Here is a 23,836-nt window from a genome sequence, read left to right as displayed (position 1 = left end):
GCCGCCGGGGCCGGACCCGGCGGCCCGGCCGGCCCCTGGGCTGGTAGCGTCCCGACAGCTAGATCAATTGGCGGTACGTACCGAAGGGTTGGTCCCCGCATGCCGGACCCCTCAGCCGAACGGGACGCTGTCGAGGCGGAGTCGGCCTTCTCTCACCCGGCCGTCGCACCGGACGCCACCGCGGCGTACGGGGAACACCCCGACCAGGTGGTCGACTTCTTCGCGCCGCGCGACGGCCGGGACCGGGCCCCGCTGATCGTCGTGCTGCACGGCGGCGCCTGGCGGGCCCCGTACGACCGGCAGCACATCTCGCCCTTCGCGGACTTCCTGGCCCGCCGGGGCTTCGCCGTCGCCAGCGTCGAGTACCGGCGGGGCGGTGAACTGCCCCAGCAGCGGGGCACGGATCCGGTGGCGGGACGGTGGCCGGAGACGTTCGACGACGTGGCCGCGGCGATGGACCTGCTCCCCGGCCTCGCCCGGGAGGCGCTGCCGGGCGCGGACACGCGGCGCGTCGTCCTCACCGGCCACTCGGCCGGCGGCCACCTCGCGCTGTGGGCCGCCGCCCGGCACGTCCTGACGCCGGACGCTCCGTGGCACCTGCCGGCGGCGCCCGCGCTGCGCGGCGTCGTCGCGCTGGCGCCGATCGCGGACTTCACGGCCGCCGACGAGCTGGGGGTGTGCGGGGGCGCGACCGCCCAGCTGCTCGGCGGCGCGGAGCGCTTCGACGAGCGCCGGCCGTACGCCGATCCGGCCGCGCTGCTGCCGACGGGTATCGCCACCGTCCTGGTGCAGGGCCGTACCGACATCGTCGTGCCGCAGGCGGTCGCCGAGTCCTACACCGACGCGGCGGCGAAGGCCGGCGAGCCGGTCTGGCTGACGCTGCTTGAGGACGTCGGCCACTTCCCCCTGATCGACCCGGCGGCGGACGCGTGCGCGGTGGTCGCGCAGGAGATCGAACAGCTCGCGTACTGAACGCCGGTCCTCGTACGGCAGCGGCTCCATCGCGGACAGAGGTTGTCCGCAAGGGTTCCTACGGTGGTGGCACAAGCCGAGCGAAGGAGCCCGTACATGACCGTTCTCGTGACCGGAGCGACAGGAACCGTCGGACGTCAGGTGGTCGCCGAGCTGGTCCGCAGGGGCGAGCGGGTCCGGGCGCTGACCCGGGACCCGGCGAGGGCCGGACTCCCGGCCGGCGTCGAGACCGTGCGCGCAGACCTGACGGATCCCGCGACGCTGGGTCCCGCGTTCGACGGTGTGAGCGCCCTGCACCTGATCACCTTCGGGGGCGAGTACTTCGCTCCCCTGACCACCGGCGCCGAGATCGTGGCCCTGGCGGCGAAGGCCGGGGTGCGGCGCATCACGGTCCTCAACGGCGGCGGGCCGAGCGACGTCCAGGACGCGGTGCAGGCCGGTGACGTGGACTGGACGCTGCTGATGCCGGTCGAGTTCATGGCGAACGCGCTGGAGTGGGCCGAGGGCGTCCGTACGCGCGACACGGTCGAGGAACCCTTCGTGGACCGGCTGAGCGCCATGGTCCACGAGGCCGACATCGGCGCCGTCGCGGCGGTGGCGCTGACGGAGGACGGGCACGCCGGGCGTACGTACACGCTCACCGGCCCCCGGACGCTGACCGTGCGCGACAAGGTCCGGACCCTGGCGGCGGCACGCGGCCGCGAGATCGCCCTGACCGAGCTGACCCCGGCGCAGGCGACCGAGCGGTGGCAGGGCGCGGGCATGGGCCGGGAGACCGTCGACTTCCTGCTGGACGTGTACGGGAACACCCCGGAGATCGGCCGGACCGTGGTGGACACGGTCGAGCGGGTCACCGGGCGCCCGGCGCGCACCTTCGCCCAGTGGGCGGCGGAGCACGCGGAGGTCTTCCGGTCGCGCGGCTGACCCGGGCGGCGGCGTAGTACCTGCGACGGACGCGGGAGGATCCCCATCGCGGCTGACGACCGCGGCTGCCGCCTCGCCTACCGTTTCGGACGTGACCGAAACAGAGAACCGCAGCCCCGAGCTACGCCTGGCCATGGGGGCGCTGAGTGGCCTGCGCAAGGACCTGATCGAGGGGATGGTGACCTACCGCCCCCTGCCGCGGATGCGTACGGACGGTGTCTTCACCCGCAAGCTTCCGGCCCGCGCGAGGCGGTACGCGGGGTGGGCGCCGCACGCCACGGTGCTGGGCTTCGCCCTGATCACCGTGCTGGCGGGCACCACCGTGGGGGCGAGCGGGATCTTCTCCGGCGCCATGCTGCTGGTGGTGGGCGCCCTGTCGGCCGTGCCGGTGGTCATGACGCTGTTCCGTCCGGTCCTGGCGTGGTGGCTGTCGATCGTGGCCACGCTGCTGTCGGCCGGTCTGGCGGGTGGCTACGGCGACACGTACCCGTGGGTCGAGAGCGCCTTCGTGGGCCACCTGGTGGTCATGGTCGTGGTGGCGGCCAGGACCAGGCCGCGCACGGCGGCCTGGATGTGGGTTCTGACGCTGGTCTTCGGGCTCATGCTGTCCAGCAACGGTTACGGGGGCTCCGACGACACCGGGGCGATGGCCTTCGTGTCCCTCTTCGCGCTGCTGATCGTCACGGTGCTGCACATCCGCCGGGAGGCGAAGGAGGAAGTCACCGTCCAGAAGACCGTGACCGCCGTCGAGCGCGACCGGCGCACGCTGCTGGAGGAGCGGACGACCATCGCCCGCGAGCTGCACGACGTCGTCGCGCACCACATGTCGGTGGTCGCCATCCAGGCGGAGGCCGCCCCGTACCGGGTCGAGAACCCGCCGCCCGAGCTGGAGCAGGCGTTCGTCACGATCCGCGAGAACGCGGTGGCCGCGCTCACGGAGCTGCGCCGCGTGCTGGGCGTCGTACGGGCCGAGGACTACGCGGCGCCCGACGCGCCCCAGCCGACGCTGGCCGATCTGGACGGGCTGATCACCAACGTCCGGGACGCGGGCCTGACGGTGGACCGGACGGTGACGGGGTCCGTGCGTGAACTCCCGCAGGGTGTGGAGCTCTCGGCGTACCGGATCATCCAGGAGGCCCTGAGCAACACGCTGCGCCACGCGCCGGGCTCCACCGCCAAGGTGGAGGTGTCGTACGTGCTCGGCGGCCTGGGCCTGCGGATCGTGAACAGCGCGCCGCAGGGCCCGGTCAAGCCGTCGCCCGGGGCCGGGCACGGGATCACGGGGATGCGCGAGCGGGTCTCGATGCTGAACGGCGAGATGACGGCCGAGGCGACCGGCGACGGCGGCTACGAGGTGGTGGCGTTCATCCCGGTCCCGGCGGCCGAACCCGCCGTCGCCCCGGAGACGGCGTCATGAGCATCCGGGTACTGATCGTCGACGACCAGATCATGGTCCGCGAGGGCTTCACGGTCCTCCTCAACGCGATGCCCGAGATCGAGGTCGTGGGCGAGGCGGTGAACGGCCGCGAGGCGATCGCGCAGGTCGCGGCCCTGCGCCCGGACGTGGTCCTGATGGACATCCGCATGCCGGAGCTGAACGGCATCGACGCCACCCGCGAGATCGTGGCCGCCGACGCGGACGCCAAGGTGCTGGTCCTGACGACGTTCGACCTGGACGAGTACGTCTACCAGGCGCTGCGGGCCGGCGCGTCGGGCTTCCTGCTCAAGGACGCCTCGGCGCGCCAGCTCGCCGACGGCATACGGGTGGTGGCGTCCGGCGAGGCGCTGCTCGCCCCGACCGTCACCAAGCGCCTGATCTCGGAGTTCTCGAAGCTGTCGGAGGCCCCGCGCCCGCCCGCGCTCGCCCAGGTCGGCGACCTGACGGAACGCGAGACGGAGGTGCTGGTCCTCATCGCCCAGGGGCTGTCCAACGCGGAGATCGCCGCGCACCTGGTGGTGGCCGAGTCCACGATCAAGACGCACGTCAGCCGGGTCCTGGTCAAGCTCGGCCTGCGGGACCGCACCCAGGCGGCGGTCTTCGCGTACGAGGCGCGGCTGGTGACGCCCGGGTGACCGGTCACTCACCGGGCGAGCGGGGAGGGAAGCCGGTCCGAACGGGCCCTGGACACGTCCGCTAGCGTCTCCCCATGGCAGAGACGTTCGATCCCTGGTCGCCCTCCTTCGTCGCCGACCCGTACCCCGCCTACGCCGAGCTGCGCGCCGGGGGCCGTGCCCACTGGTACGAGCCCACAAGGCAGTGGCTGATCCCGCACCACGCCGACGTCTCCGCCCTGCTGCGCGACCGCCGGCTCGGCCGTACGTACCTGCACCGCTTCACGCACGAGGAGTTCGGCCGTACGCCGCCGCCCCCGGGCCACGAGCCGTTCCACGTGCTGAACGACCACGGCATGCTGGACCTCGAAGCCCCGGACCACACGCGCATCCGCCGGCTCGTCTCCAAGGCGTTCACGCCGCGCACCGTCGAGCGGCTGGCGCCGACGGTGCGGCGGCTGGCGGCGGAACTGGCCGGGGCGTTCGTCGCGGAGGGCGGCGGCGACCTGCTGACCGCCGTCGCCGAGCCGCTCCCGGTCGCGGTCATCGCGGAGATGCTCGGCATCCCGGAGCCGGACCGGGCGCTCCTGCGGCCCTGGTCGGCGGACATCTGCGGAATGTACGAGCTGAACCCGCCGGAGGAGACCGCGCGGCGCGCGGTCCGCGCCTCCGTGGAATTCTCGGCGTACCTGCGGGAGTTGATCGCCGTACGCCGCGCCGACCCGGGCCAGGACCTGATCTCGGCGCTGATCGCCGCACACGACGAGGGCGGCGACCGGCTCAGCGAGCAGGAGATGATCTCGACGTGCGTCCTGCTGCTGAACGCGGGCCACGAGGCGACGGTGAACACCACGGCCAACGGCTGGTGGACGCTGCTGCGCCACCCGGAGCAGCTGGCGGCGCTGCGCGCCGACCACGGTCTTCTCCCCACCGCTGTCGAGGAGTTGCTCCGTTACGACACTCCGCTCCAGCTCTTCGAGCGCTGGGTGCTGGACGACATCGAGGTCGGCGGGACGGTCATCCCGCGCGGCTCGGAGGTGGCGCTGCTGTTCGGTTCGGCGAACCGGGACCCGGCGGCCTTCGCCCGGCCCGAGGCGTTCGACCTCGCCCGGCCGGACAACCCGCACGTGTCGCTGGGCGCGGGCATCCACTACTGCCTGGGCGCGCCGCTCGCCCGGCTCGAACTGGCCTCGTCCTTCAGCGAGTTGCTGCGCCGCGCACCGGGCCTGCGGCTGGCCGGGGAGCCGGAGTGGAAGCCGGGGTTCGTCATCCGCGGGCTGCGGGAGCTGCGCGTCGAGGTGTGACGGGCCGGCGTACCGGGGCTAGAGGAGCTCGACGGCGCCGACCAGGGGCAGGGGTGCGACGGCCAGAGCGAGGGCCGCCATCCCGAGCCCCGGACGGATGTCCCGCTTGGCCGTGAAGCCCAGGAACGCCGTCAGCGGCGGCAGCACGCAGAACACGAGGAAGCTCCAGTGCCAGCCCTCCTCACTGGTGAGGAACAGCAGCAGCGCCAGGTACGCGGGGACGGTCATGAGGGTTCCGAGGCGGACCTTCGACAGGAACGTCTCGAGGTGGTCGATGTTGTCGTACGGGAACATGCGGACCACTCCTTCCTAGACCGCTTGGTGGTCGTAGCCGCTGGAGGCCACCTCGGGGAAGCCGTCCGCCGCGGAGAAGCCGTTCACCGCCGTGGACAGCGTCAGGGCGATGGCGCTCAGGGCGGAGGCCATCGCGTCGAACGCCTTCGACGCCTCGGCCCACATCGCCATGATCCGCAGCGCCTGCGCCGCCGCCAGGGCGAACATGGCGGCCGACGCCACCTGACCGCCGACCGGGATCAGGTTGGCGGCCTGGGCGGCGGCCAGGTTCACCAGCCAGATGACCAGGGCGTCACAGAACATGACCATGAACGACTTGAGGAACTCGCCGAACTGGAAGGCCATCTGCGCGGCCTGCTTGTAGCAAGTCCGCAGGGAGTCGAAGGTCTCCTGGATCTCGGCGAGCTTCCCGGCGAACTCGTCGAAGTAGACCCGGGCGGCGTCCGAGGCGTTGCCGGACCAGCTGAGGCCGACGTTCCCGTTGCCCTTCTTGAGGTTGCCCGTCACCGCTGCGCAGAACGCGGCGCAACCTTCCCAGACGTCCGCGCAGTCGTTGTACTTGTTCCAGTCGCCGAAGATCCAGTTGTTGACCTCGCCGAAGGGGTCGAAGCCGAAGAGCAGCTTGGACGCCTCCACGGCCATGGCCGACGGGCTGCCCAGGTCGAGGGCGGAGCCGAGGGCCTTCTGGACCGGGCTCATCATGTACTCGTCGGCGTGCCCCTGGGCGTACTTGGCCAGCGGATTGTCGCTGTCGCCGGGCTTCTTCAGCAGATCGGCGGCGTTGGCCGCGTCGGAGAAGTCCTGGGCGTCACCGCTCTGCGGCAGGCCGGCGCCCTTGGACCCGGGCATGGTGGCGTCCAGCTTCGCCGCCTGGTCGTGGTCCGTCCCGCGGTAGTACGCGGCGGACTTGGCCAGCTCCTGCCGCGAGGAGTCGAGGACCCTCTGCACCTTCTGCAGCGCGCTCTTGGCGCTGCTCACGTACGCGTTGTGATCGCCCGCGACCAGGTCCCAGAGCTGTCCGCCCGCCATGGTGTCGATCTGCGCGTTGGCCGTGAAGGCGACAGCCTGCGTACTGCCGTCGGCGGCACGTCCCACCAGCTTGGAAAAGCCGTCGATCGCGCCCGGCTCCACCCGAAAGCCCACGTCTGCTCCTGCTCTGAATGTTGGGTGCCCGGCAACAGGCCCGGAGAAGCGGAGGGGCGCCCGGAACGCCGTCGCGCGTCCCGGGGCCCGCTCAGTACAGCGACCAGCCCCGGCCGTCGTGACGGGACTTCGAGCCGCTGTCGCCCGGCGGCGTACGGCGCTCCTCGTCGATCCGGCTCTGCTCCTCGGCCATGCTCCGCTCGCCCTCGGCGGCGAGGGCCTCGCGTTCGGCGGACGAGAGCGCCGCCCACTTCTCGGCCATGGGAGCCGCCTGCGCGACGAGCTGGTCGGAGTACGCGGACACGTTCAGCGCGTCCCGCAGGCCCGCGCGTCCCGAGAGGACCTCCTGGGCCATTTCCCTGAGGGCGTCACCGCCCCGGCCCGAGGCGAGCTCCTCCAGGGACTTGCGCAGCACTCTCGCCTGCGCGGGGTCCTGTCCGCTCATTTCGAGGAATTCGGACTCGTCGACTCGCCTGGTCGACTCCGGGCCCTCGGCCACGTGCCCTCCCGGTGCGTGGATCGCCGTCTCGTGTGCCGGGACGACGCTACCGACTTTCCGGCCACGCTCCCGATGCGGCGTCGTCACAGAAGTGTCACAGGGACCCGGGCGTCACCGGCGAACGCACCGTACGCGAACCGGTGGGCGGGCCGGTGCGCCCCCCGCGTGCGGGCCGGGACTCAGGCCGGCAGGGTCAGCGACCAGGCGCCCGGCCGCACCGTCCACGTCCGGGTGCGCACCGGTCCGGCCACCAGCGCGTCCGCCCGGTAGCGGAAGTCCGGTCCGGACACCGTCACCGCGAGGGCGTCCACCCGTACGTGCTCACCGCCCCGGTGCCGGATCACCACCTCGGCGCGCCCGGCGCGCGAGCACACCGACACGTCCTCCACCGGCCGGTCCAGGTCGTTCAGCAGCACCCCGTCCGCCTCGACGCGCAGCCGGTACGTACGGACCGGCTGCGGCGGCGCCGCCTGCGGCGCGGGCCGCACCAGCGTGCGTACCAGCGAGCGGCAGGTGCCCCAGACGGACGCGGCGGCGGCGGCCTTCGAGGGCGCCGCCGGGATCCGCAGGTCGCCCAGCACCACGCCGTCGCTGTCGTCGACCAGGAGGTCCAGCCGCCGCACCGCTCCCTCCAGGACCGCGCGGGCCGCCGGCACCGCCCCCGTCGGCACCCCCAGCGCCTGCGCGATGTCCAGGGACGCGCCCACCGGGATCAGCGCCAGGGCCCCGGCGCCCAGCTCCCTTTCCCGGTGCAGCAGGGCCACCGCGCGCAGCAGCGCCCGGTCGTCGCCGACGACCACGGGGCGTCGGCTGCCCCGGCGGGACAGGGCCCGCGCGAACTCCTCCGGCCCCTCGGGAAGGCAGATTCTGACGTTGGCGCCGGCGCACAGGACGTCCTTGGCGATACGCACGGACTCGCCGTCCGTACGCCGGGCGACCGGGTCGATGACCACCAGCAGCGGGTGCGCGGTGTTCGCGGCGGGCTCTGGAGCCGACACCTCGGTCCTTCCTCGGGTAGCATCTTTGTGCAAGAGCCCCTTGCGCTATTGCGCCAGGGGCTTCGTCTATTCCGGGGCAACCGGTCCGACGGCTCAGTATCAGGTGTACGCCCTGCGTACGCCCCCTGACGTTGGACATGCCCCGCCCGGAAGGGGTGTACGCCTGTGCCCGCACTTGTGCTGCTCGGTGCTCAGTGGGGTGACGAAGGCAAGGGAAAGGCCACCGACCTGCTCGGTGGATCCGTGGATTATGTAGTGCGCTATCAGGGCGGCAACAACGCCGGCCACACGGTTGTCGTCGGCGACCAGAAGTATGCGCTGCATCTCCTCCCTTCCGGAATCCTCTCGCCTGGGTGCACGCCGGTCATCGGTAACGGCGTCGTCATCGACCCGTCGGTCCTGCTCTCCGAGCTGAGCGGTCTGAACGAGCGAGGCGTCGACACGTCCAAGCTCCTGATCAGCGGCAACGCCCACGTCATCACGACGTACAACGTCACGGTCGACAAGGTGACGGAACGCTTCCTCGGCAAGCGCAAGATCGGCACCACGGGCCGCGGTATCGGCCCGACGTACGCGGACAAGATCAACCGCACCGGCATCCGCGTGCAGGACCTCTACGACGAGTCGATCCTGACCCAAAAGGTCGAGGCGGCTCTGGAGATCAAGAACCAGCTGCTCACGAAGCTGTACAACCGCCGCGCGATCGAGGCCGGGCAGATCGTCGAAGAGCTGCTGACGCACGGCGAGAACATCAAGCAGTACGTCGCCGACACGACGCTGATCCTGAACAACGCGCTCGACGAGGACAAGGTCGTCCTGTTCGAGGGCGGCCAGGGCACGCTGCTCGACGTCGACCACGGCACGTACCCCTTCGTCACGTCGTCGAACCCGACCGCCGGCGGCGCCTGCACGGGTACCGGCGTCGGCCCGACGAAGATCAGCCGGGTCATCGGCATCCTCAAGGCGTACACGACGCGCGTCGGCGCGGGTCCGTTCCCGACGGAGCTGTTCGACGAGGACGGCGAGGCGCTGCGCCGCATCGGCGGCGAGCGCGGTGTCACCACCGGCCGCGACCGCCGCTGCGGCTGGTTCGACGCGCCGATCGCGCGGTACGCGACGCGGGTCAACGGTCTGACGGACTTCTTCCTCACGAAGCTGGACGTACTGACCGGCTGGGAGGAGATCCCGGTGTGCGTGGCGTACGAGATCGACGGCAAGCGCGTCGAGGAGCTCCCGTACAGCCAGACCGACTTCCACCACGCGAAGCCGATCTACGAGAACCTCCCCGGCTGGTCCGAGGACATCACCAAGGCGAAGACCTTCGACGACCTCCCGAAGAACGCGAAGGCGTACGTGAAGGCGCTGGAGGAGATGTCGGGCGCGCCGATCTCCGCGATCGGCGTCGGTCCCGGCCGCACCGAGACGATCGAGATCAACTCGTTCATCTAGCGGTTCCTGCCCGATGACGGAGGGCCGTGGCACCGCGCCACGGCCCTCCGTGCTGCCCGGCGCCGTCAGCGCGACCGGTCGTAGGTGAGGGACTCGCCGTTGCCGAGGTTCGTCCGGCGCAGGCGGCCGTCGGACAGCAGCGTGATCTCGGTGGCCGCGCCCGGTGAGCAGGAGCTCATCGGCTCGCCGGTGGTGACCGTGGAGGGGCCGACGCGCAGGGGCTCCCCGGTGCCCGGCGGGGCGGCGGCCAGCTCCGCCCGGAAGACGCAGTGGTACGTGCCGCCGCCCTCCGCCGGGCCGTCCGCGGTGAGGGAGAGGACGGTGTCGCCGACCTTTCCCTGCCGGATGGTCAGGCGGCGGGTGCTGTGGCCGGCCCCGCTGTCCAGGCCGCCGGTCCAGGTGCCCAGGTAGGCGGTGGGGATTTGGCCGCCGTCGGGGGTGGCGGGGGGTTTGGGGTCGTCCTGGGCGGAGGTTGTGGAGTCGCCGCGGACGGTCGGGGTGTCCGTCGTACGGGACGTCGTGTGGTTCTTCCCGTCGCTCGCGTTCAGGTACGCGTACACCGAGCCGCCGGCGGCCAGCGCCACGACCAGCGCGACCGCGACCAGCGCGGCGGTCGAGCCCGCGCTGCGCGGCGGCGGGTCGGCCGGCGCCGGGTAGGCGTACTGCGGCGCGGGGTAGCCGTAGCCGCCGGGCGGGGTGTGGCCGCCCGGCGGGGTGTGGTGGGCGGGTCGTGTGTGCTGGGCGTACGGGGCGGGGTGGGCGTGCGGAGCCGGTGGTGGGAGCGGCGGCTGGGGGTGGGGGTGGGGGTGCGCGACGACCGTCGGCGTGGCGTGCACGGCGGGGCCCGGTGCGGCCGGCGCTCCGGCGTCCCCCCGGGGCGTCCCGGCCGGCCGGGGACCCGCCGGTGCGCTGCCCGCGCCGTGGTCCGGCTCCGCCGGGTCCTCGGTGTCCAGCAGCTCGATCGCGTGGCGGCCCAGCCGGGCCACCAGGGCAGCCGGCAGCCAGGGGTCGCCGCTGTCTCCGCCGCGGGTCTGCTCCAGCACCTCGTCGAGGGAGGGGCGCGCGGCCGGGTCCTTGCGGAGGCACGCGCCGATCAGGTCCTGGAGGCCCTCCGGGATGCCCTCCAGGGTCGGCGGCTCGGTCGCTATGCGGTACATCAGGGCGTGGACCCCGCTGTCGGCCGTGCCGAAGGGGAGGCGGCCCGTCGCCGCGTACGCCAGGACGGAGCCCAGGCAGAAGACGTCGCAGGCGGGCGTGATCCGCTCGCCGCGCACCTGCTCCGGGGCCATGAAGCCGGGGGAGCCCACCAGCGCGCCGGTGCGGGTCAGAGCCGCCGCGTCCGTCAGGGTGTCGAGGGCGCGCGCGATGCCGAAGTCGATGACGCGGGGGCCGTCGATGGTGACCAGGACGTTGGACGGTTTCAGGTCGCGGTGGATCAGCCCGGCCGCGTGGATGTCGCGCAGGGCCTGGGCCAGGCCGGTCCCCAGGATGTGGACGGAGCGCTCCGGGAGCGGGCCGTCTCCGGAGACGACCGTGTGGAGGTCCGGGCCGGCCACGTACCCGGTGGCCACCCAGGGGACCGCCGCTTCGGTGTCGGCGTCGAGAACCGGCGCGGTCCACTGGCCGCCGACCCGTCGCGCGGCGGCCACCTCCTGGCGGAAGCGGGCGCGGAACTCCTCCTGCTCGGCCAGCTCCTGGCGCACCAGCTTGACCGCGACCGTACGGCCGCGGTCCGAGCGCGCCAGATAGACCTGCCCCATGCCGCCCGCGCCGAGGCGCCCCAACAGCCGGTACGCGCCGATCCGTTGCGGGTCGGCCGGTCCAAGTCTCTCCATGGCAGCGCCACCCCTCCCCCGGAACGTCACCCCGAGAATAGTGCGCCGGTACGACAAGGACGGACCCGAAGCGGCCTACGGTTCCGTCATCGTCTCCAGAGCGTCGGAGAGCCGCTCCAGGACGCGCACCGTCTCGGCGAACCCGTCCTCCCCCAGCGCGGCCGCGAGCCGCGCCGCGAGTGCGGCGTGCCCCGGCTCGATCTTCCGTACGGCCTCCCGGCCCGCCTCGGTGGGGCGCAGCAGCTTGGCCCTGCGATGGGCGGGGTTGGGTGCGTACTCCGCGAGCCCCTTGGCCACCAGCAGGTCGGCGATGCGCTGCACGCTCTGGCGGGTGATCCCCATGGTGCGGGCGATGCCGGCGACGGGCAGCGGTTCGCGCAGCACCGCGCCGATGACCTGCCACCGGGCGGCGGTCAGCCCGGCCGGGCGGGCCAGTTCCTCGGAGAGCGCGAGGAACTGGCCGTTGAGGCGGAAGACGCCGAGGGCGCTGCGGCTCAGCAGCTCCTGCTCCCGGTCGCCGCTCATGACTCCAGCACCTCGAAGGCGGACGCGTCCGAGTCGTGGAACAGCCGGTACCAGGCGTCGAGTTTCTCGCCCTCGTACACGCCGAGCCGCGCGAAGACCTCACGGGCGAACGCGACCGGCTCGGTCGGCCCCGCGGTGATCAGCAGGCCCTCCTCGTCGGTCACGGCGTCCGCCTCGCGGTAGTGGTCGCCGCCCTTGTAGCCGGTCGCCGCCAGGTAGAAGGAGACGGCGCTCGTGTGGGCCCGGTCGTCGAGCACGCCCTCGCGCGCCAGACCGGCCGTGGCCCCGCAGATGGCCGCCACCGGCACCCCCGCGTCGAGGAACGCCCCGGCCTTGCGGGCGAACGGGGCCAGGTCGTCGGAGGTGTCCCAGAGGCTCGCGCCGGTGAGGATCAGCAGCGCGCTGTCCTCGGGGCGTACGTCGTCGAGGGCGAGGTCGGGCTGGACGCGTACGCCGCCCATCGTCGTCACGGGGGCCAGGGAGGCGGCGACGGTCCGCACGGTGCAGCCGTTCCGGGTCAGGAACGCCGTGGTGTGGCCCGTCTCCCAGTCGGCGAAGGTGTCGTAAACGGCGAGGTGCACGGTCTTGCTCGTCATGACGGTCTCCTCGGGTCGATGACAAGAGGCTGTCATCATGGCAGCATCCTGTCAATAAGTTCGGCTCGACACCCTGCCCACCAAAGTGGCGCAGGACATACAAGGTGGCCATGTCGGCCCCCAGCAGGGCGTATCTACGCTGGTGGCCATGACCCCTCATGTCGACCTCCCGGGCGCGGCCGTCAAGGCCGCGGACCGCGCGCACGTGTTCCACTCCTGGTCAGCCCAGGGCCTGATCGATCCGCTCGCCGTCGCCGGCGCCGAGGGTTCGTACTTCTGGGACTACGAGGGCAACCGATACCTCGACTTCACCAGCGGCCTCGTCTTCACCAACATCGGCTACCAGCACCCGAAGGTCGTCGCGGCGATCCAGGAGCAGGCCGGCAAGCTCTCCACCTTCGCCCCCGCCTTCGCCGTCGAGCCGCGCTCCGAGGCCGCACGCCTCATCGCCGAGCGCACCCCCGGCGACCTCGACAAGATCTTCTTCACCAACGGCGGCGCCGAGGCCATCGAGAACGCCGTCCGCATGGCCCGTCTGCACACGGGCCGGCACAAGGTCCTGGCCGCGTACCGCTCGTACCACGGCGGCACCACCACCGCGATCAACCTCACGGGCGACCCGCGCCGCTGGGCCAGCGACAACGGCACGTCGGGCACCGTCCACTTCTGGGCGCCGTTCCTCTACCGGTCCGCGTTCTACTCGACGACCGAGGCCGAGGAGTGCGCCCGCGCGCTCCAGCACCTCGAGGACACCATCGCCTTCGAGGGGCCGGCCGCCGTCGCGGCGATCGTCCTGGAGACGATCCCGGGCACGGCCGGCATCATGACGCCGCCGCCCGGCTACCTCGCGGGCGTCCGCGAGATCTGCGACCGGTACGGCATCGTCTTCGTCCTCGACGAGGTCATGGCGGGCTTCGGCCGTACGGGCAAGTGGTTCGCCGCCGAGCACTTCGACGTCGTACCGGACCTGATGACCTTCGCGAAGGGCGTCAATTCCGGGTACGTGCCGCTCGGCGGCGTCGCGATCTCCGGCGCGATCGCCGAGACCTTCGACAAGCGCCCCTACCCGGGCGGTCTCACGTACTCCGGCCACCCGCTGGCCTGCGCCGCCGCCGTCGCCACCATCCGGGTGATGGAGGAGGAGCGAGTCGTCGAGAACGCGGCGCACATCGGCGAGACGGTGATCGCCCCCGGTCTGCGCGAACTGGCCGAGCGCCACCCGAGCATCGGCGAGATCCGCGGCACCGGCATGTTCTGGGCCCTCGACCTGGTCAAGGACCGCGAGACCCGCGAGCCGCTCGTCCCGTACAACGCCTCGGGGGAGGCCAACGCCCCGATGGCCGCGTTCGGAGCGGCCTGCAAGAAGAACGGCCTGTGGCCCTTCATCAACATGAACCGCACGCACGTCGTGCCGCCGTGCAACGTCACGGAGGCCGAGGCTAAGGAGGGCCTCGCGGCCCTGGACATCGCCCTGTCGGCCGCCGACGAGCACACCACGGCCGCCTGACCGCTCGCGCCGGGCGGGGACCGCGTTCCCGCCCGGCGCACGGCACTCCCCGGCAGGCTCCCGGCCGCACCGCCTATGGTGTCCGGAGCCATCCGAAGGGGAAAGACGCCATGCCCGCGAGCGGACCTGTGACCCGCAACACCCTGCGGCAGCAGATCGCCGACGCGCTGCGTGACGAAGTGCTCGCAGGGCGTCTGCGCCCGGGCCAGGAGTTCACCGTCAAACAGATCGCCGACCAGTACGGCGTCTCCGCGACGCCCGTCAGGGAGGCGCTCGTCGATCTGACGGCGCAGAGCCTGCTCGACTCCGACCAGCACCGCGGCTTCCGCGTCTGCGAGATCTCCGTGGCGGACTTCCGCGCCATGGTCGAGGCGCGCTCGCTCATCAGCGACGGCGTCTTCCGCAAGCTCGTGGAAAGCGGCTGGAGCGGCGCGCGCGCCGATGTGCTGCTGGCCATCAGGCGCCGGGCCGAAGAGGCGGCGCGCGCCGCCCGCGCGGGGGACCTCGACATCTTCATCGGCTACGACCTGCGCTTCTGGCGCGAGCTCGGCGCCCTCGTCGACAACGCGCACATCGCCGGCTTCCTGCACCGGCTGCGGCTGCGCTGCTGGGTCTTCTCCGTCCCGTACCTGCGGGGCGATCCCGCGCTCAGGGACCGCATGTGGCAGGACCACGCCCAGGTCGTGGACGCGGTGACGCGCGGCGACGCCGAGGAGGTCCGGGCGGTCGTCGCGGCGTACCACGCGCAGATGCTGGCGTGGGCCGAGGACCTGGCGAGCGGCGAGCGGCTGGAGCGTCCGCAGCAGTGAGAGCCGATCTGACGGTCGTCGTCCCCGCCTACAACGAGGAACGGCGCCTGGGCCCCACCCTGGACGCGATCCGCGCCCACCTGAACGCCAACCCCGGCCGCTGGAACCGCTGGGAGCTGATCGTCGTCGACGACGGCTCCACGGACGGCACGGCCGACGCGGTACGGGCCGCCGCCGTCGGGGAGCCGCGCATCCTGCTGGTGGAGGCCGACGAGACCGGCAACCGCGGCAAGGGGCACGCCCTGCGGCGCGGCGTGCTCGCCTCGCGCGGCGCCCGGGTGCTCGTCACGGACGCGGACCTGGCCACCCCCATCGAGGAGCTCGACCGCCTCGACAAGGAACTCTCCCAGGACGAGGACGGGCTCGCCGCCGCCATCGGCTCGCGCGCGCACCCCGAGTCGTCCATCGACGTGCACCAGCGGCGCGTGCGCGAGTGGCTCGGACGGCTCGGCAACCGGCTCATACGGGCCGTCGCCGTGCCCGGCATACGGGACACCCAGTGCGGCTTCAAGCTCTTCGACGGCGACAAGGCGCGGGCCGCCTTCGCGGACGCCCGGCTCGACGGGTGGGGGACCGACGTGGAGATCCTGCAGTTCTTCCGGCGGGCGGGCTGGCAGGTGGCCGAGGTCCCGGTCCGCTGGGCCCACCAGGCGGGCTCCAAGGTCAGGCCGGTCGACTACCTCAAGGTGCTCGTGGAACTCGCCCGGCTCAGGGCCCGGCGCGTACGGCGCGTAGACCTGGCGGTCACGGCCCTCTTCCTGCTCGCCTCCGTACTGCTCTACAAGGGCCTGTGGGCGGACCTCGACCACCGCTACCTCGCCGACTCGGGCCAGGACCAGAACCAGTGGGAGTGGTTCTTCGCGGTGACCGCCGACAACGTCACCCACCTGCGGAACCCGCTCTTCACGACCGCCCAGAACCATCCCGACGGCGTGAACCTCATGGCGAACACCGTCATGCTCGGCCTGTCCGTGCCGTTCATCCCCGTGACGCTGGCCTTCGGGCCGACCACGACCTGGGCGCTCGTGCTCACCGGCGGCCTGGCCGCCACCGCCGTCGCCTGGTACTGGCTGATCGCGAAGCGCCTGGTGGCCGGCCGCTGGGCGGCGGCCACCGGGGCCGCGCTGTGCGCCTTCGCGCCGCCGATGATCTCGCACGCGAACGCCCACCCCAACTTCGCCGTGCTCTTCATGATCCCGGTGATCCTGGACCGGGCCCTGCGGCTCTGCGAAGGGAAGGGCGAGCGGGTCGTACGGGACGGGGTCCTGCTCGGGCTGTTCGCGACGTACCAGATCTTCCTCGGCGAGGAGCCGCTCCTCCTCGCCGCCATGGGCATGCTGCTCTTCGCGGGTTTCTACGCGCTCGCGCACCGCGAGGCGGCCCGCGCCGCCCGCCGTCCGCTGCTCAAGGGCCTCGGGGTGGCCGCCGCCGTGTGCGTGCCGCTGGTCGCCTTCCCGCTGTACTGGCAGTTCTTCGGGCCGCAGAGCTATCACAGCGTGCTGCACGGCGACAACGCCGGCAACAGCCCGCTGGCCTTCCTGGAGTTCTCCGGGCGCGCGCTGCTCGGCGACGAGGCGCGGGCCGATTTGCTTGCCATGAACCGCACCGAGCAGAACGCCTTCTTCGGCTACCCGCTCGCCGGACTCGCCTTCGCCGTCGCGCTGGCCCTGTGGCGGCTGCCCCTGGTCAGGGCGCTCACCTTCACCGGGCTCGCGGCCGCGCTGCTGTCGCTCGGGCCGAGGTTCCGCATCCCGTACACCGAGGTGGTGCTGCCGGGACCCTGGCGGGCCCTCGCCCACCAGCCGCTCTTCGAGTCGGTCATCGAGTCGCGGGTGGCGATGATCTGCGCCCCGGTCCTCGGGGTCCTGGTGGCGCTGGCGGCGGACCGCGTGCGCACCGCCCCCGACCGTTTCTCGCGCACGCTCGGGCTCACCGCGATCGCCCTCGCGCTGCTGCCGATCGTCCCGACGCCGATGCCGGTGCGGGACCGGCCCGACGTCCCGGCGTTCATCGCCGAGGGGACGTGGAAGCGGTACGTCGCCGAGGGCGAATCGGTGGTCCCCGTGCCGCTCCCGGACGCCGGCAACGCTGAGGCCCTGCACTGGCAGTCCGCCACGGCCCCCGACTTCACGGTCCCCGGCGGCTACTTCAACGGCCCCTGGGGCCCGGAGCGCATCGGCATCTACGGCGCGTCCCCCCGCCACACGTCGAACCTCCTGCGCGACATCCGCTACGGCGCCGCGATCCCCGCGATCGGCCCCGACTGGCGGGCGCAGGCCCGCGCCGACCTGGAGTTCTGGCGGGCCGGAGTGCTCGTGCTCGCGCCGCAGGACAACGACGAGGCGCTGCGCAACGCCGTGTCGCGGCTGCTCGGGCAACCAGGGAAGCGCGTCGGCGGCGCCTGGATCTGGGACGTGGGCGACGACCGGTGACAGGACGGGGTCCCGTACGCCAACTGTGCGCGGCGACTTGGTAGCACTACGCTTCCTGGACTGTCGCACGAATCCAGTGGAGAGCGAGCCGTACGTGGCCTGTGACCTGTGGCTGGTCCCCCTCGTCGATGTGCTGTGCCACAGCCCCGACAATCCCTTCGCCGAAGAGATCGCGTCGTACGACAAGGCCCTCACCGAGGCGGGCCTGCCGACCGTGCCCGTGTTCGCCTACATGCCGGGCCTCTCGGGCGACGTCGCCCCGGTGGCCGGCTTCGACTACGACGCGCTGCACTTCCTGCGGCGCGCGTACCTCCTCCAGCTCTGCGGCCTGGAGGTGACGCCGGTGGACGCCCTCGGCGGCGACTACGAGCAGCTCCTGGAGATGTTCGAGTCGACGGCCCGCCAGTCCCACCTGGTCTGGCACTACGACCACGCCGGCGCGTACGTCCCGGTGGACTACGCGGAACCCCTGTCCAACGAGGAACTCCTCGCCGGCGGCGGCCCCCTGGGCTCCACGCAGGGCCTCCTGCGGGAGCTGGAGTTCGTCGCCCCCTCGATCGGCATCGACCCGGCGAACCCGCCGTCGGCGCCCCGCCCGCCCGAGCGCCCGACCACCCTGGAGGAGCCGGCCGACGCTCTTCCGTACGACGAGAACCCCTTCGCCCGCGAACGCCACGTCTGGCTCGGCCTGCACGCGGCGGCGACCCGGAGCCTCGGCCAGGGCTCCATGATCATCTTCAGCTGACCGGCCGATCCCGCCGACGCGGCGGTCCCCGCGCCCGCCCCGCTCTCAGCGGGGCGACTCCGGCGGCCGCTGCCGAGGCATGTTCGGCCGCGCGCCCGGAGGCAGCGGGTACCGCCCTCCCGGCGCGCCCGGGTCCCGCAGGCGAGGGCCGCCCGGCCCGCCCGCCGACTGCATCACCAGCGGCGCGGGCCCCGCCCGGAACTCGATCATCCAGTCCGCCGTCTCCGACCGGACCAGTTCCGAGATGTCCTCCGAGAACCGCCGCAGGATGCCCAGACAGCGCTCGGCGGCCTCGCCGGCCGTCCCCTCCGTGGGGCCGAGCATCTCCCGTACGCTCTCCGTCGCCCAGTCGAACTGCAGCGCCTGCAGCCGGCGCTGCACGGCCTGCGCCGCGGCCATGTCGCGCATCCACCCCGAGGTGAGCCCGAAGTACCGGTCGCAGGCCATGCACGCGGCTCCCAGCAGCAGCGGCAGGTAGCCCCACCCGGCGGCCCCGTCCGCCGCCCCCGCGAGGTCGACGAGCGGCAGCGCCGCCCCGGCGATCACGCCGGCGGCCGTGCCCGCGCGCAGGACACGGGCCGCGCGGCGCTTGCGGGCCCGGTCGGCGAGATACCAGTCGGTGGTGTGGAGCGCGCCCGCCTCGACCCAGCGGTACAGCTCGTCGAGACGCTCCGCCGGCTCGCCCCAGTCGCCGAGCGGAAACGGCCTCCCGGTCAGATCGTCCTCGTCGTGCGACTCCTCCGTGGCACCCCCGCCCTCCGTCCAGGCGGGCCCCTCGGGCTGCATCTCCGGCTGGCTCACCGGGCACTCCTCTGCGCTTGCGCTCTGTCCGTGACATTGCGGGTAGTGGTGTGACGTGGTGCGACGTGTTGTGACGCAGTGCATACGCATGCCCTTCCTACCGCCGAATGGTGGGCCGTGGGGCCGATATACCGGCATTACCGGCCGGAAGCGCGACGTGGTCAGGTATAGGAGCCGCCGGGTCTCACCCGAAAGAGTCGCTCCGTACGGCATGGGCACGGTGCCCGGCGAACACGTAGGCTCGCTGTACCGAAACAATCGTCGTCGAAGTGCCAGGAGTGACCGTGATTCCCGGTGGTGGCCAGCCCAACATGCAGCAGCTGCTCCAGCAGGCCCAGAAGATGCAGCAGGACCTCGCCAAGGCGCAGGAGGAACTCGCCAGGACCGATGTCGACGGCCAGGCCGGCGGTGGCCTGGTCAAGGCGACCGTCAACGGCTCCGGGGAGCTCCGCGGACTGGTGATCGACCCCAAGGCGGTCGACCCGGAGGACACCGAGACCCTCGCGGACCTGATCGTCGCCGCCGTCCAGGCCGCGAACGAGAACGCGCAGCAGCTCCAGCAGGAGAAGCTCGGCCCGCTGGCGCAGGGGCTCGGCGGCATGCCGGGACTGCCCTTCTAAGGCGGGCCCGCAGCAACTACCGTACGTACCAGGCAAGACCGGCAGGGCAAGGAAGGCAATCCGTTGTACGAAGGCGTGGTCCAGGACCTCATCGACGAGTTGGGCAGGCTGCCCGGCGTCGGTCCCAAGAGCGCGCAGCGGATCGCCTTCCACATCCTCCAGGCCGAGCCGACCGATGTGCGCCGCCTCGCCCATGCCCTCCTCGAGGTAAAGGACAAGGTCCGCTTCTGCGCGGTGTGCGGCAACGTCGCCCAGGAGGAGCGGTGCGGGATCTGCCGTGACCCGCGCCGCGATCCGGCGGTCATCTGCGTCGTCGAAGAGCCCAAGGATGTCGTCGCGGTCGAGCGGACGCGCGAGTTCCGCGGCCGCTACCACGTGCTCGGCGGGGCCATCAGCCCCATCGAGGGCGTCGGCCCCGACGACCTGCGGATCCGCGAGCTGCTGGCTCGCCTCGCGGACGGTGCCGTCACCGAGCTGATCCTGGCCACCGATCCCAACCTGGAGGGCGAGGCCACGGCCACCTACCTCGCCCGGATGATCAAGCCCATGGGTCTGCGGGTGACACGCCTGGCCAGTGGACTCCCCGTCGGGGGAGATCTTGAGTACGCCGACGAGGTCACGCTGGGCCGTGCCTTCGAGGGGAGACGATTGCTCGATGTCTGACGTCAACGCAAAGCTGCTGCACGCGGTCGCGCAGGACCCGGACGACTTCGCCGTCCAGATCGCCGACCAGATCGAGAGCTTCATCGTCGCGGTCACGGAAGTGGCCAAGGGCGACGAGCCGGACAGCGCTGTCCCGTTCCTGCTGCTGGAGGTCTCCCAGCTGCTCCTCGCGGGCGGCAGGCTCGGCGCGCACGAGGACATCGTCCCCGACGAGCGGTACGAGCCGGACCTCGGCCCGGAGCCGGACCCGGACGACCTGCGGCAGCGTTTCGCCGTGATGCTCGACCCGATCGACGTGTACTCCGAGGTCTTCGACCCGTACGAGCCGCGCAAGGCGCCCGTCGCCTGCCGCATCTCGGACGACCTGGCCGACGTCGTCACGGACCTGCGCCACGGCCTGGCCCACTACCGGGCGGGCCGCACCACCGAAGCGCTGTGGTGGTGGCAGTTCTCGTACTTCTCCAACTGGGGATCCACCGCCTCCGCCTGCCTGCGCGCCCTCCAGTCCCTGGTGGCGCACGTCCGCCTCGACCAGCCGCTCCAGGAGCTGAACGGCCTGGACACCGACGAGGACCTGGGCGAGGAGGACCTGGAGGCGGAGGCCGGCCGGGTCATGGCCGAGGAGATCGCCGGGCCGCTGGGCCTGAACACCGTCTAGTTCTTCGACAGGGCCCGCGTCACCCCGGCCAGCACGGCGGTGGTCAGCACCCAGCCGATCGCGACGAAGGCGTACGCCAGCCACTGGGCGTCCCCGCCCGCCCAGTGCCAGGCACCGCGCTGCCCCAGGCCGCCGACGGGGATCAGCAGGTCGAGCGAGTACACGAAGGCGTCGAACGGCGGCCCCTCGCCGGGCTTCATGGGGGTCGGCGTCAGCCTGCCGAAGACCACCGTGCCCAGCGTGGTCAGCGCGGCGAGCCACACCCCGGCCAGCCACGGGCGGTAGCCGTAGCCGACGGTGACGTCCATCAGGCCGCCCCACACGCGCCCCGCGGTGCTCGTCGCCGTCCGGCGGCGGTGTCGCTGCTTGTGCAGGAGCACGCGGCGGGCGTGGTCGTCGTGGCCTATGCGCCGGTAGTACGACGCCAGCTGCTCGTACGGCTGGGGCGCGTAGTCGCGGTCCCGCAGGAACCAGAGCAGGCGCTGCGCCGGCGCGATCCCACCGGGCATCGCGTCCTCGTCGTCGAACCGTACGGAGTCGTAGACGAAGCCGTCGAGCCGCAGGACCGGCGGCCAGGTGCGCCGGTCGTCGACGACACCCGCGGCATGGGCGTTGCGCAGGTCCACCCGGCCGCCCGGCGGGGCGGCGAAACGCAGGTCGAGGTCGGCCGTCCGCATGCCGATGCAGACCAGCGACGTGCCCGCCGCCGACAGGTCCGCGCCCTCGAACGACAGCAGGTCCGCGACCTGCGCGCCGCGCAGCCGCACCTTGCCGTCGGCGGTGAACCCGCGCGAGAGCCGCACCGTGGAGACCGTCATGTTGTCCCCGCTCAGCGCCACGCCCCCGGGCGCCTCCAGCCGGGCGCCCCGCATGAACAGGCCGCCGTTCAGCTGGGCCCCCGGCAGCTGCACGGCCCCCTGCGCGTGGAAGCCGTTCTCGCAGTACAGCGCCCCGTCCAGCACCATGCCGCCGCCGGACAGCGCGATGCCGCCGGGCGCCGAGAGCCTCGCCCCGGTCAGCAGCAGCTCACCGCTGACGTGCGCGTGGATGAGCTGGATGGCGAACCGGTCGGCGCTCCCCTCCACGACGGAGCCGCGCAGGGTCAGGCGGCCTCCGATGCGCGCGCTGGGCGCCCGGAAGCCGGGCAGCCGGCTGTCCACGATGCCCACGGCCAGGGTGGAGGCCGCCTCCAGGCTGACGTCCTCCTCCAGCACGCACTCCCGGAGCCGGAACAGGTGCCGGATCTCCGCCCCGTCGAGCACGATCCGTCCGGTGATCCGCGCGCCGGTGAGCCGGAGGGCGGGCACCGCTCCGGACGGCTCGGCGTTCTGCCCGAGCAGCAGTGCGACGACGACGGCCGCCCGGACCGTACGTTCCTCGCCGCCCCGCAGGTCGACCTCGCGCCCTTCGGGGAAGGCGTCCCACAACTGGCGCTCCGGCGGGGTCAGTTCCTCGTATGACAGCACGGGTGCAGCGTACGGGCGGGGCATTGCCCGCGAGGCCGTACGGCCTCGCCGGCCCGCGGCGAGGGCCGGGCCGCCCGCGGCGCTGCCGTGTGAGCCGGGACACCTTTCGCGTACCCTGCCCGCCGCCGGGCAGGGGTCCCCGTCGAGCGGGCAGGACCTGCCGACGTGACCGGATCATGAGCGGGACATCTCACGATGCGGTATCACGTGGGCAGGCCCCGTCCGCTCGGTAAACTGAGCCGACCGCAGTAATGACTAACGAGGAGCGCACGTGGGCCTTGTCGTGCAGAAGTACGGAGGCTCCTCCGTTGCCGATGCCGAGGGCATCAAGCGGGTCGCCAAGCGAATCGTCGATGCCAAGAAGAACGGCCACCAGGTCGTTGTCGTGGTGTCGGCGATGGGCGACACGACGGACGAGTTGATCGACCTCGCCGAGCAGGTATCCCCGATCCCTGCCGGACGTGAATTCGACATGCTGCTGACCGCGGGTGAGCGGATCTCCATGGCGCTGCTGGCCATGGCGATCAAAAACCTGGGCCACGAGGCCCAGTCGTTCACGGGCAGCCAGGCAGGTGTCATCACCGACTCGGTCCACAACAAAGCGCGCATCATCGATGTCACGCCGGGCCGTATCCGCACCGCCCTCGACGAGGGCAACATCGCCATCGTCGCCGGGTTCCAGGGTGTGTCCCAGGACAAGAAGGACATCACCACCCTCGGCCGGGGCGGGTCGGACACGACCGCGGTCGCCCTCGCGGCAGCGCTGGACGCCGAGGTCTGTGAGATCTACACCGATGTGGACGGCGTCTTCACCGCCGACCCCCGGGTCGTGAAGAAGGCCCGGAAGATCGACTGGATCTCCTTCGAGGACATGCTGGAGCTCGCAGCCTCCGGCTCCAAGGTGCTGCTGCACCGGTGCGTCGAGTACGCACGCCGATACAACATCCCGATCCACGTCCGCTCGTCCTTCTCCGGACTGCGCGGCACCTGGGTCAGCAACGAGCCGCAAGGGGACCAGCAGGTGGAGCACGCCATCATCTCCGGAGTCGCCCACGACGTCTCCGAAGCCAAGGTCACCGTCGTCGGTGTGCCGGACAAGCCGGGCGAGGCCGCGGCGATCTTCCGGGCCGTCGCCGACGCCGAGATCAACATCGACATGGTCGTGCAGAACGTCTCGGCCGCGTCGACCGGTCTGACCGACATCTCCTTCACCCTTCCCAAGACCGAGGGCCGCAAGGCCATCGACGCCCTGGAGAAGACGAAGACCGCCGTCGGTTACGACTCCCTCCGCTACGACGACCAGATCGGCAAGATCTCGCTGGTCGGCGCCGGCATGAAGACGAACCCGGGCGTCACGGCGGGCTTCTTCGAGGCGCTCGCCGACGCGGGCGTGAACATCGAGCTGATCTCGACCTCGGAGATCCGCATCTCGGTCGTCACCCGCGCCGACGACGTCAACGAGGCCGTGCGCGCCGTGCACTCGGCGTTCGGCCTCGACAGCGACTCCGACGAGGCGGTCGTCTACGGCGGCACCGGAAGGTGAC

23 protein-coding genes are annotated in these 23,836 nt (G+C 72.2%); 14 read left to right on the top strand and 9 right to left on the bottom strand.

Features of this window, described 5'->3' with window-relative positions:
* The first annotated feature begins 99 nt into the window (after nucleotides 1-99).
* The 5 genes from AC07FK_RS15705 to AC07FK_RS15685 all read left to right on the top strand — a co-directional run bounded on the left by AC07FK_RS15705 (nucleotide 100) and on the right by AC07FK_RS15685 (nucleotide 5,252).
* Entirely contained in the window at nucleotides 100-972 is an 873-nt protein-coding gene (locus AC07FK_RS15705; protein ID WP_479105415.1) for an alpha/beta hydrolase, read from the top strand.
* A 96-nt stretch (nucleotides 973-1,068) separates the two neighbouring features.
* Nucleotides 1,069-1,896 (top strand): SDR family oxidoreductase, encoded by an 828-nt coding sequence (locus tag AC07FK_RS15700; protein WP_479105414.1) that lies wholly within the window; start codon nucleotides 1,069-1,071, stop codon nucleotides 1,894-1,896.
* A 133-nt stretch (nucleotides 1,897-2,029) separates the two neighbouring features.
* Complete coding sequence (locus AC07FK_RS15695; RefSeq protein WP_479105472.1) at nucleotides 2,030-3,313, top strand: sensor histidine kinase; 1,284 nt, start codon at nucleotides 2,030-2,032, stop codon at nucleotides 3,311-3,313.
* Nucleotides 3,310-3,969: a response regulator gene (locus AC07FK_RS15690; protein WP_479105413.1), complete on the top strand. Its 660-nt coding sequence runs from the start codon at nucleotides 3,310-3,312 to the stop codon at nucleotides 3,967-3,969. Before AC07FK_RS15695 ends, AC07FK_RS15690 begins: the two co-directional genes overlap by 4 nt.
* Nucleotides 3,970-4,043: 74 nt before the next feature.
* Entirely contained in the window at nucleotides 4,044-5,252 is a 1,209-nt protein-coding gene (locus AC07FK_RS15685; protein WP_479105412.1) for a cytochrome P450, read from the top strand.
* An 18-nt stretch (nucleotides 5,253-5,270) separates the two neighbouring features.
* Here the strand turns inward: AC07FK_RS15685 and AC07FK_RS15680 are convergent, their stop codons facing one another.
* The 4 genes from AC07FK_RS15680 to AC07FK_RS15665 form a co-directional block, all read right to left on the bottom strand.
* The gene (locus AC07FK_RS15680; RefSeq protein WP_479105411.1) at nucleotides 5,271-5,546 is read right to left on the bottom strand and encodes a hypothetical protein; all 276 of its coding nucleotides are present in this window, start codon (nucleotides 5,544-5,546) and stop codon (nucleotides 5,271-5,273) included.
* Between the two features lie 15 nt (nucleotides 5,547-5,561).
* A complete protein-coding gene (locus tag AC07FK_RS15675) occupies nucleotides 5,562-6,689 on the bottom strand; it encodes a hypothetical protein (RefSeq protein WP_479105410.1) in 1,128 nt (375 codons plus the stop codon).
* A 91-nt stretch (nucleotides 6,690-6,780) separates the two neighbouring features.
* Nucleotides 6,781-7,188 (bottom strand): hypothetical protein, encoded by a 408-nt coding sequence (locus AC07FK_RS15670; protein WP_479105409.1) that lies wholly within the window; start codon nucleotides 7,186-7,188, stop codon nucleotides 6,781-6,783.
* Nucleotides 7,189-7,367: 179 nt separating this feature from the next.
* The gene (locus AC07FK_RS15665; RefSeq protein WP_479105408.1) at nucleotides 7,368-8,186 is read right to left on the bottom strand and encodes a diacylglycerol kinase catalytic domain-containing protein; all 819 of its coding nucleotides are present in this window, start codon (nucleotides 8,184-8,186) and stop codon (nucleotides 7,368-7,370) included.
* Between the two features lie 165 nt (nucleotides 8,187-8,351).
* Between AC07FK_RS15665 and AC07FK_RS15660 the strand changes: the two genes are divergently transcribed.
* Nucleotides 8,352-9,635: an adenylosuccinate synthase gene (locus tag AC07FK_RS15660; RefSeq protein WP_479105407.1), complete on the top strand. Its 1,284-nt coding sequence runs from the start codon at nucleotides 8,352-8,354 to the stop codon at nucleotides 9,633-9,635.
* A 65-nt stretch (nucleotides 9,636-9,700) separates the two neighbouring features.
* Here the strand turns inward: AC07FK_RS15660 and AC07FK_RS15655 are convergent, their stop codons facing one another.
* The 3 genes from AC07FK_RS15655 to AC07FK_RS15645 all read right to left on the bottom strand — a co-directional run bounded on the left by AC07FK_RS15655 (nucleotide 9,701) and on the right by AC07FK_RS15645 (nucleotide 12,591).
* Nucleotides 9,701-11,470 (bottom strand): serine/threonine-protein kinase, encoded by a 1,770-nt coding sequence (locus tag AC07FK_RS15655; protein WP_479105406.1) that lies wholly within the window; start codon nucleotides 11,468-11,470, stop codon nucleotides 9,701-9,703.
* A gap of 75 nt (nucleotides 11,471-11,545) precedes the next feature.
* Entirely contained in the window at nucleotides 11,546-11,995 is a 450-nt protein-coding gene (locus tag AC07FK_RS15650; protein WP_479105405.1) for a MarR family winged helix-turn-helix transcriptional regulator, read from the bottom strand.
* Nucleotides 11,992-12,591, bottom strand: a complete 600-nt coding sequence (locus AC07FK_RS15645; RefSeq protein ID WP_479105404.1) for a DJ-1/PfpI family protein — start codon at nucleotides 12,589-12,591, stop codon at nucleotides 11,992-11,994. Before AC07FK_RS15645 ends, AC07FK_RS15650 begins: the two co-directional genes overlap by 4 nt.
* 148 nt (nucleotides 12,592-12,739) lie before the next feature.
* Between AC07FK_RS15645 and AC07FK_RS15640 the strand changes: the two genes are divergently transcribed.
* The 4 genes from AC07FK_RS15640 to AC07FK_RS15625 all read left to right on the top strand — a co-directional run bounded on the left by AC07FK_RS15640 (nucleotide 12,740) and on the right by AC07FK_RS15625 (nucleotide 18,084).
* Nucleotides 12,740-14,098: an aminotransferase class III-fold pyridoxal phosphate-dependent enzyme gene (locus tag AC07FK_RS15640; RefSeq protein WP_479105403.1), complete on the top strand. Its 1,359-nt coding sequence runs from the start codon at nucleotides 12,740-12,742 to the stop codon at nucleotides 14,096-14,098.
* 110 nt (nucleotides 14,099-14,208) lie between these two features.
* Nucleotides 14,209-14,907, top strand: a complete 699-nt coding sequence (locus tag AC07FK_RS15635; RefSeq protein WP_479105402.1) for a GntR family transcriptional regulator — start codon at nucleotides 14,209-14,211, stop codon at nucleotides 14,905-14,907.
* The gene (locus tag AC07FK_RS15630; RefSeq protein WP_479105401.1) at nucleotides 14,904-17,339 is read left to right on the top strand and encodes a glycosyltransferase; all 2,436 of its coding nucleotides are present in this window, start codon (nucleotides 14,904-14,906) and stop codon (nucleotides 17,337-17,339) included. The genes AC07FK_RS15635 and AC07FK_RS15630 overlap by 4 nt, the downstream gene beginning before the upstream one ends.
* 94 nt (nucleotides 17,340-17,433) lie before the next feature.
* Nucleotides 17,434-18,084 (top strand): hypothetical protein, encoded by a 651-nt coding sequence (locus AC07FK_RS15625; protein ID WP_479105400.1) that lies wholly within the window; start codon nucleotides 17,434-17,436, stop codon nucleotides 18,082-18,084.
* A 45-nt stretch (nucleotides 18,085-18,129) separates the two neighbouring features.
* On the opposite strand, the gene AC07FK_RS15620 is transcribed toward AC07FK_RS15625, so the two are convergent.
* On the bottom strand, nucleotides 18,130-18,885 hold the full coding sequence (locus AC07FK_RS15620; protein ID WP_479105399.1) for an SLATT domain-containing protein: 756 nt from the start codon (nucleotides 18,883-18,885) through the stop codon (nucleotides 18,130-18,132).
* Nucleotides 18,886-19,169: 284 nt separating this feature from the next.
* On the opposite strand from AC07FK_RS15620, the gene AC07FK_RS15615 reads away from it, so the two are divergent.
* The 3 genes from AC07FK_RS15615 (at nucleotide 19,170) to AC07FK_RS15605 (ending at nucleotide 20,826) form a co-directional block, all read left to right on the top strand.
* Nucleotides 19,170-19,505: a YbaB/EbfC family nucleoid-associated protein gene (locus AC07FK_RS15615; RefSeq protein ID WP_138896391.1), complete on the top strand. Its 336-nt coding sequence runs from the start codon at nucleotides 19,170-19,172 to the stop codon at nucleotides 19,503-19,505.
* Nucleotides 19,506-19,568: 63 nt separating this feature from the next.
* Nucleotides 19,569-20,168 carry a recombination mediator RecR gene (gene recR, locus AC07FK_RS15610; protein ID WP_069927754.1) on the top strand — a complete coding sequence of 200 codons (600 nt, stop codon included), beginning with the start codon at nucleotides 19,569-19,571 and terminating at the stop codon, nucleotides 20,166-20,168.
* Nucleotides 20,161-20,826 carry a DUF5063 domain-containing protein gene (locus AC07FK_RS15605; RefSeq protein WP_479105398.1) on the top strand — a complete coding sequence of 222 codons (666 nt, stop codon included), beginning with the start codon at nucleotides 20,161-20,163 and terminating at the stop codon, nucleotides 20,824-20,826. The genes recR and AC07FK_RS15605 overlap by 8 nt, the downstream gene beginning before the upstream one ends.
* On the opposite strand, the gene AC07FK_RS15600 is transcribed toward AC07FK_RS15605, so the two are convergent.
* Nucleotides 20,823-22,292, bottom strand: a complete 1,470-nt coding sequence (locus AC07FK_RS15600; RefSeq protein ID WP_479105397.1) for an oxidoreductase — start codon at nucleotides 22,290-22,292, stop codon at nucleotides 20,823-20,825. The two genes, AC07FK_RS15605 and AC07FK_RS15600, sit on opposite strands and share 4 nt — an antisense overlap.
* Nucleotides 22,293-22,563: 271 nt before the next feature.
* On the opposite strand from AC07FK_RS15600, the gene AC07FK_RS15595 reads away from it, so the two are divergent.
* Nucleotides 22,564-23,835: an aspartate kinase gene (locus AC07FK_RS15595; RefSeq protein WP_138896386.1), complete on the top strand. Its 1,272-nt coding sequence runs from the start codon at nucleotides 22,564-22,566 to the stop codon at nucleotides 23,833-23,835.
* Nucleotide 23,836: the final 1 nt, after the last annotated feature.

Source organism: Streptomyces sp. NPDC046122 (genome assembly GCF_056429965.1).
The sequence above is the reverse complement of the archived record's forward strand: the minus strand, read 5'-3'. Positions and strand labels throughout refer to the sequence as shown.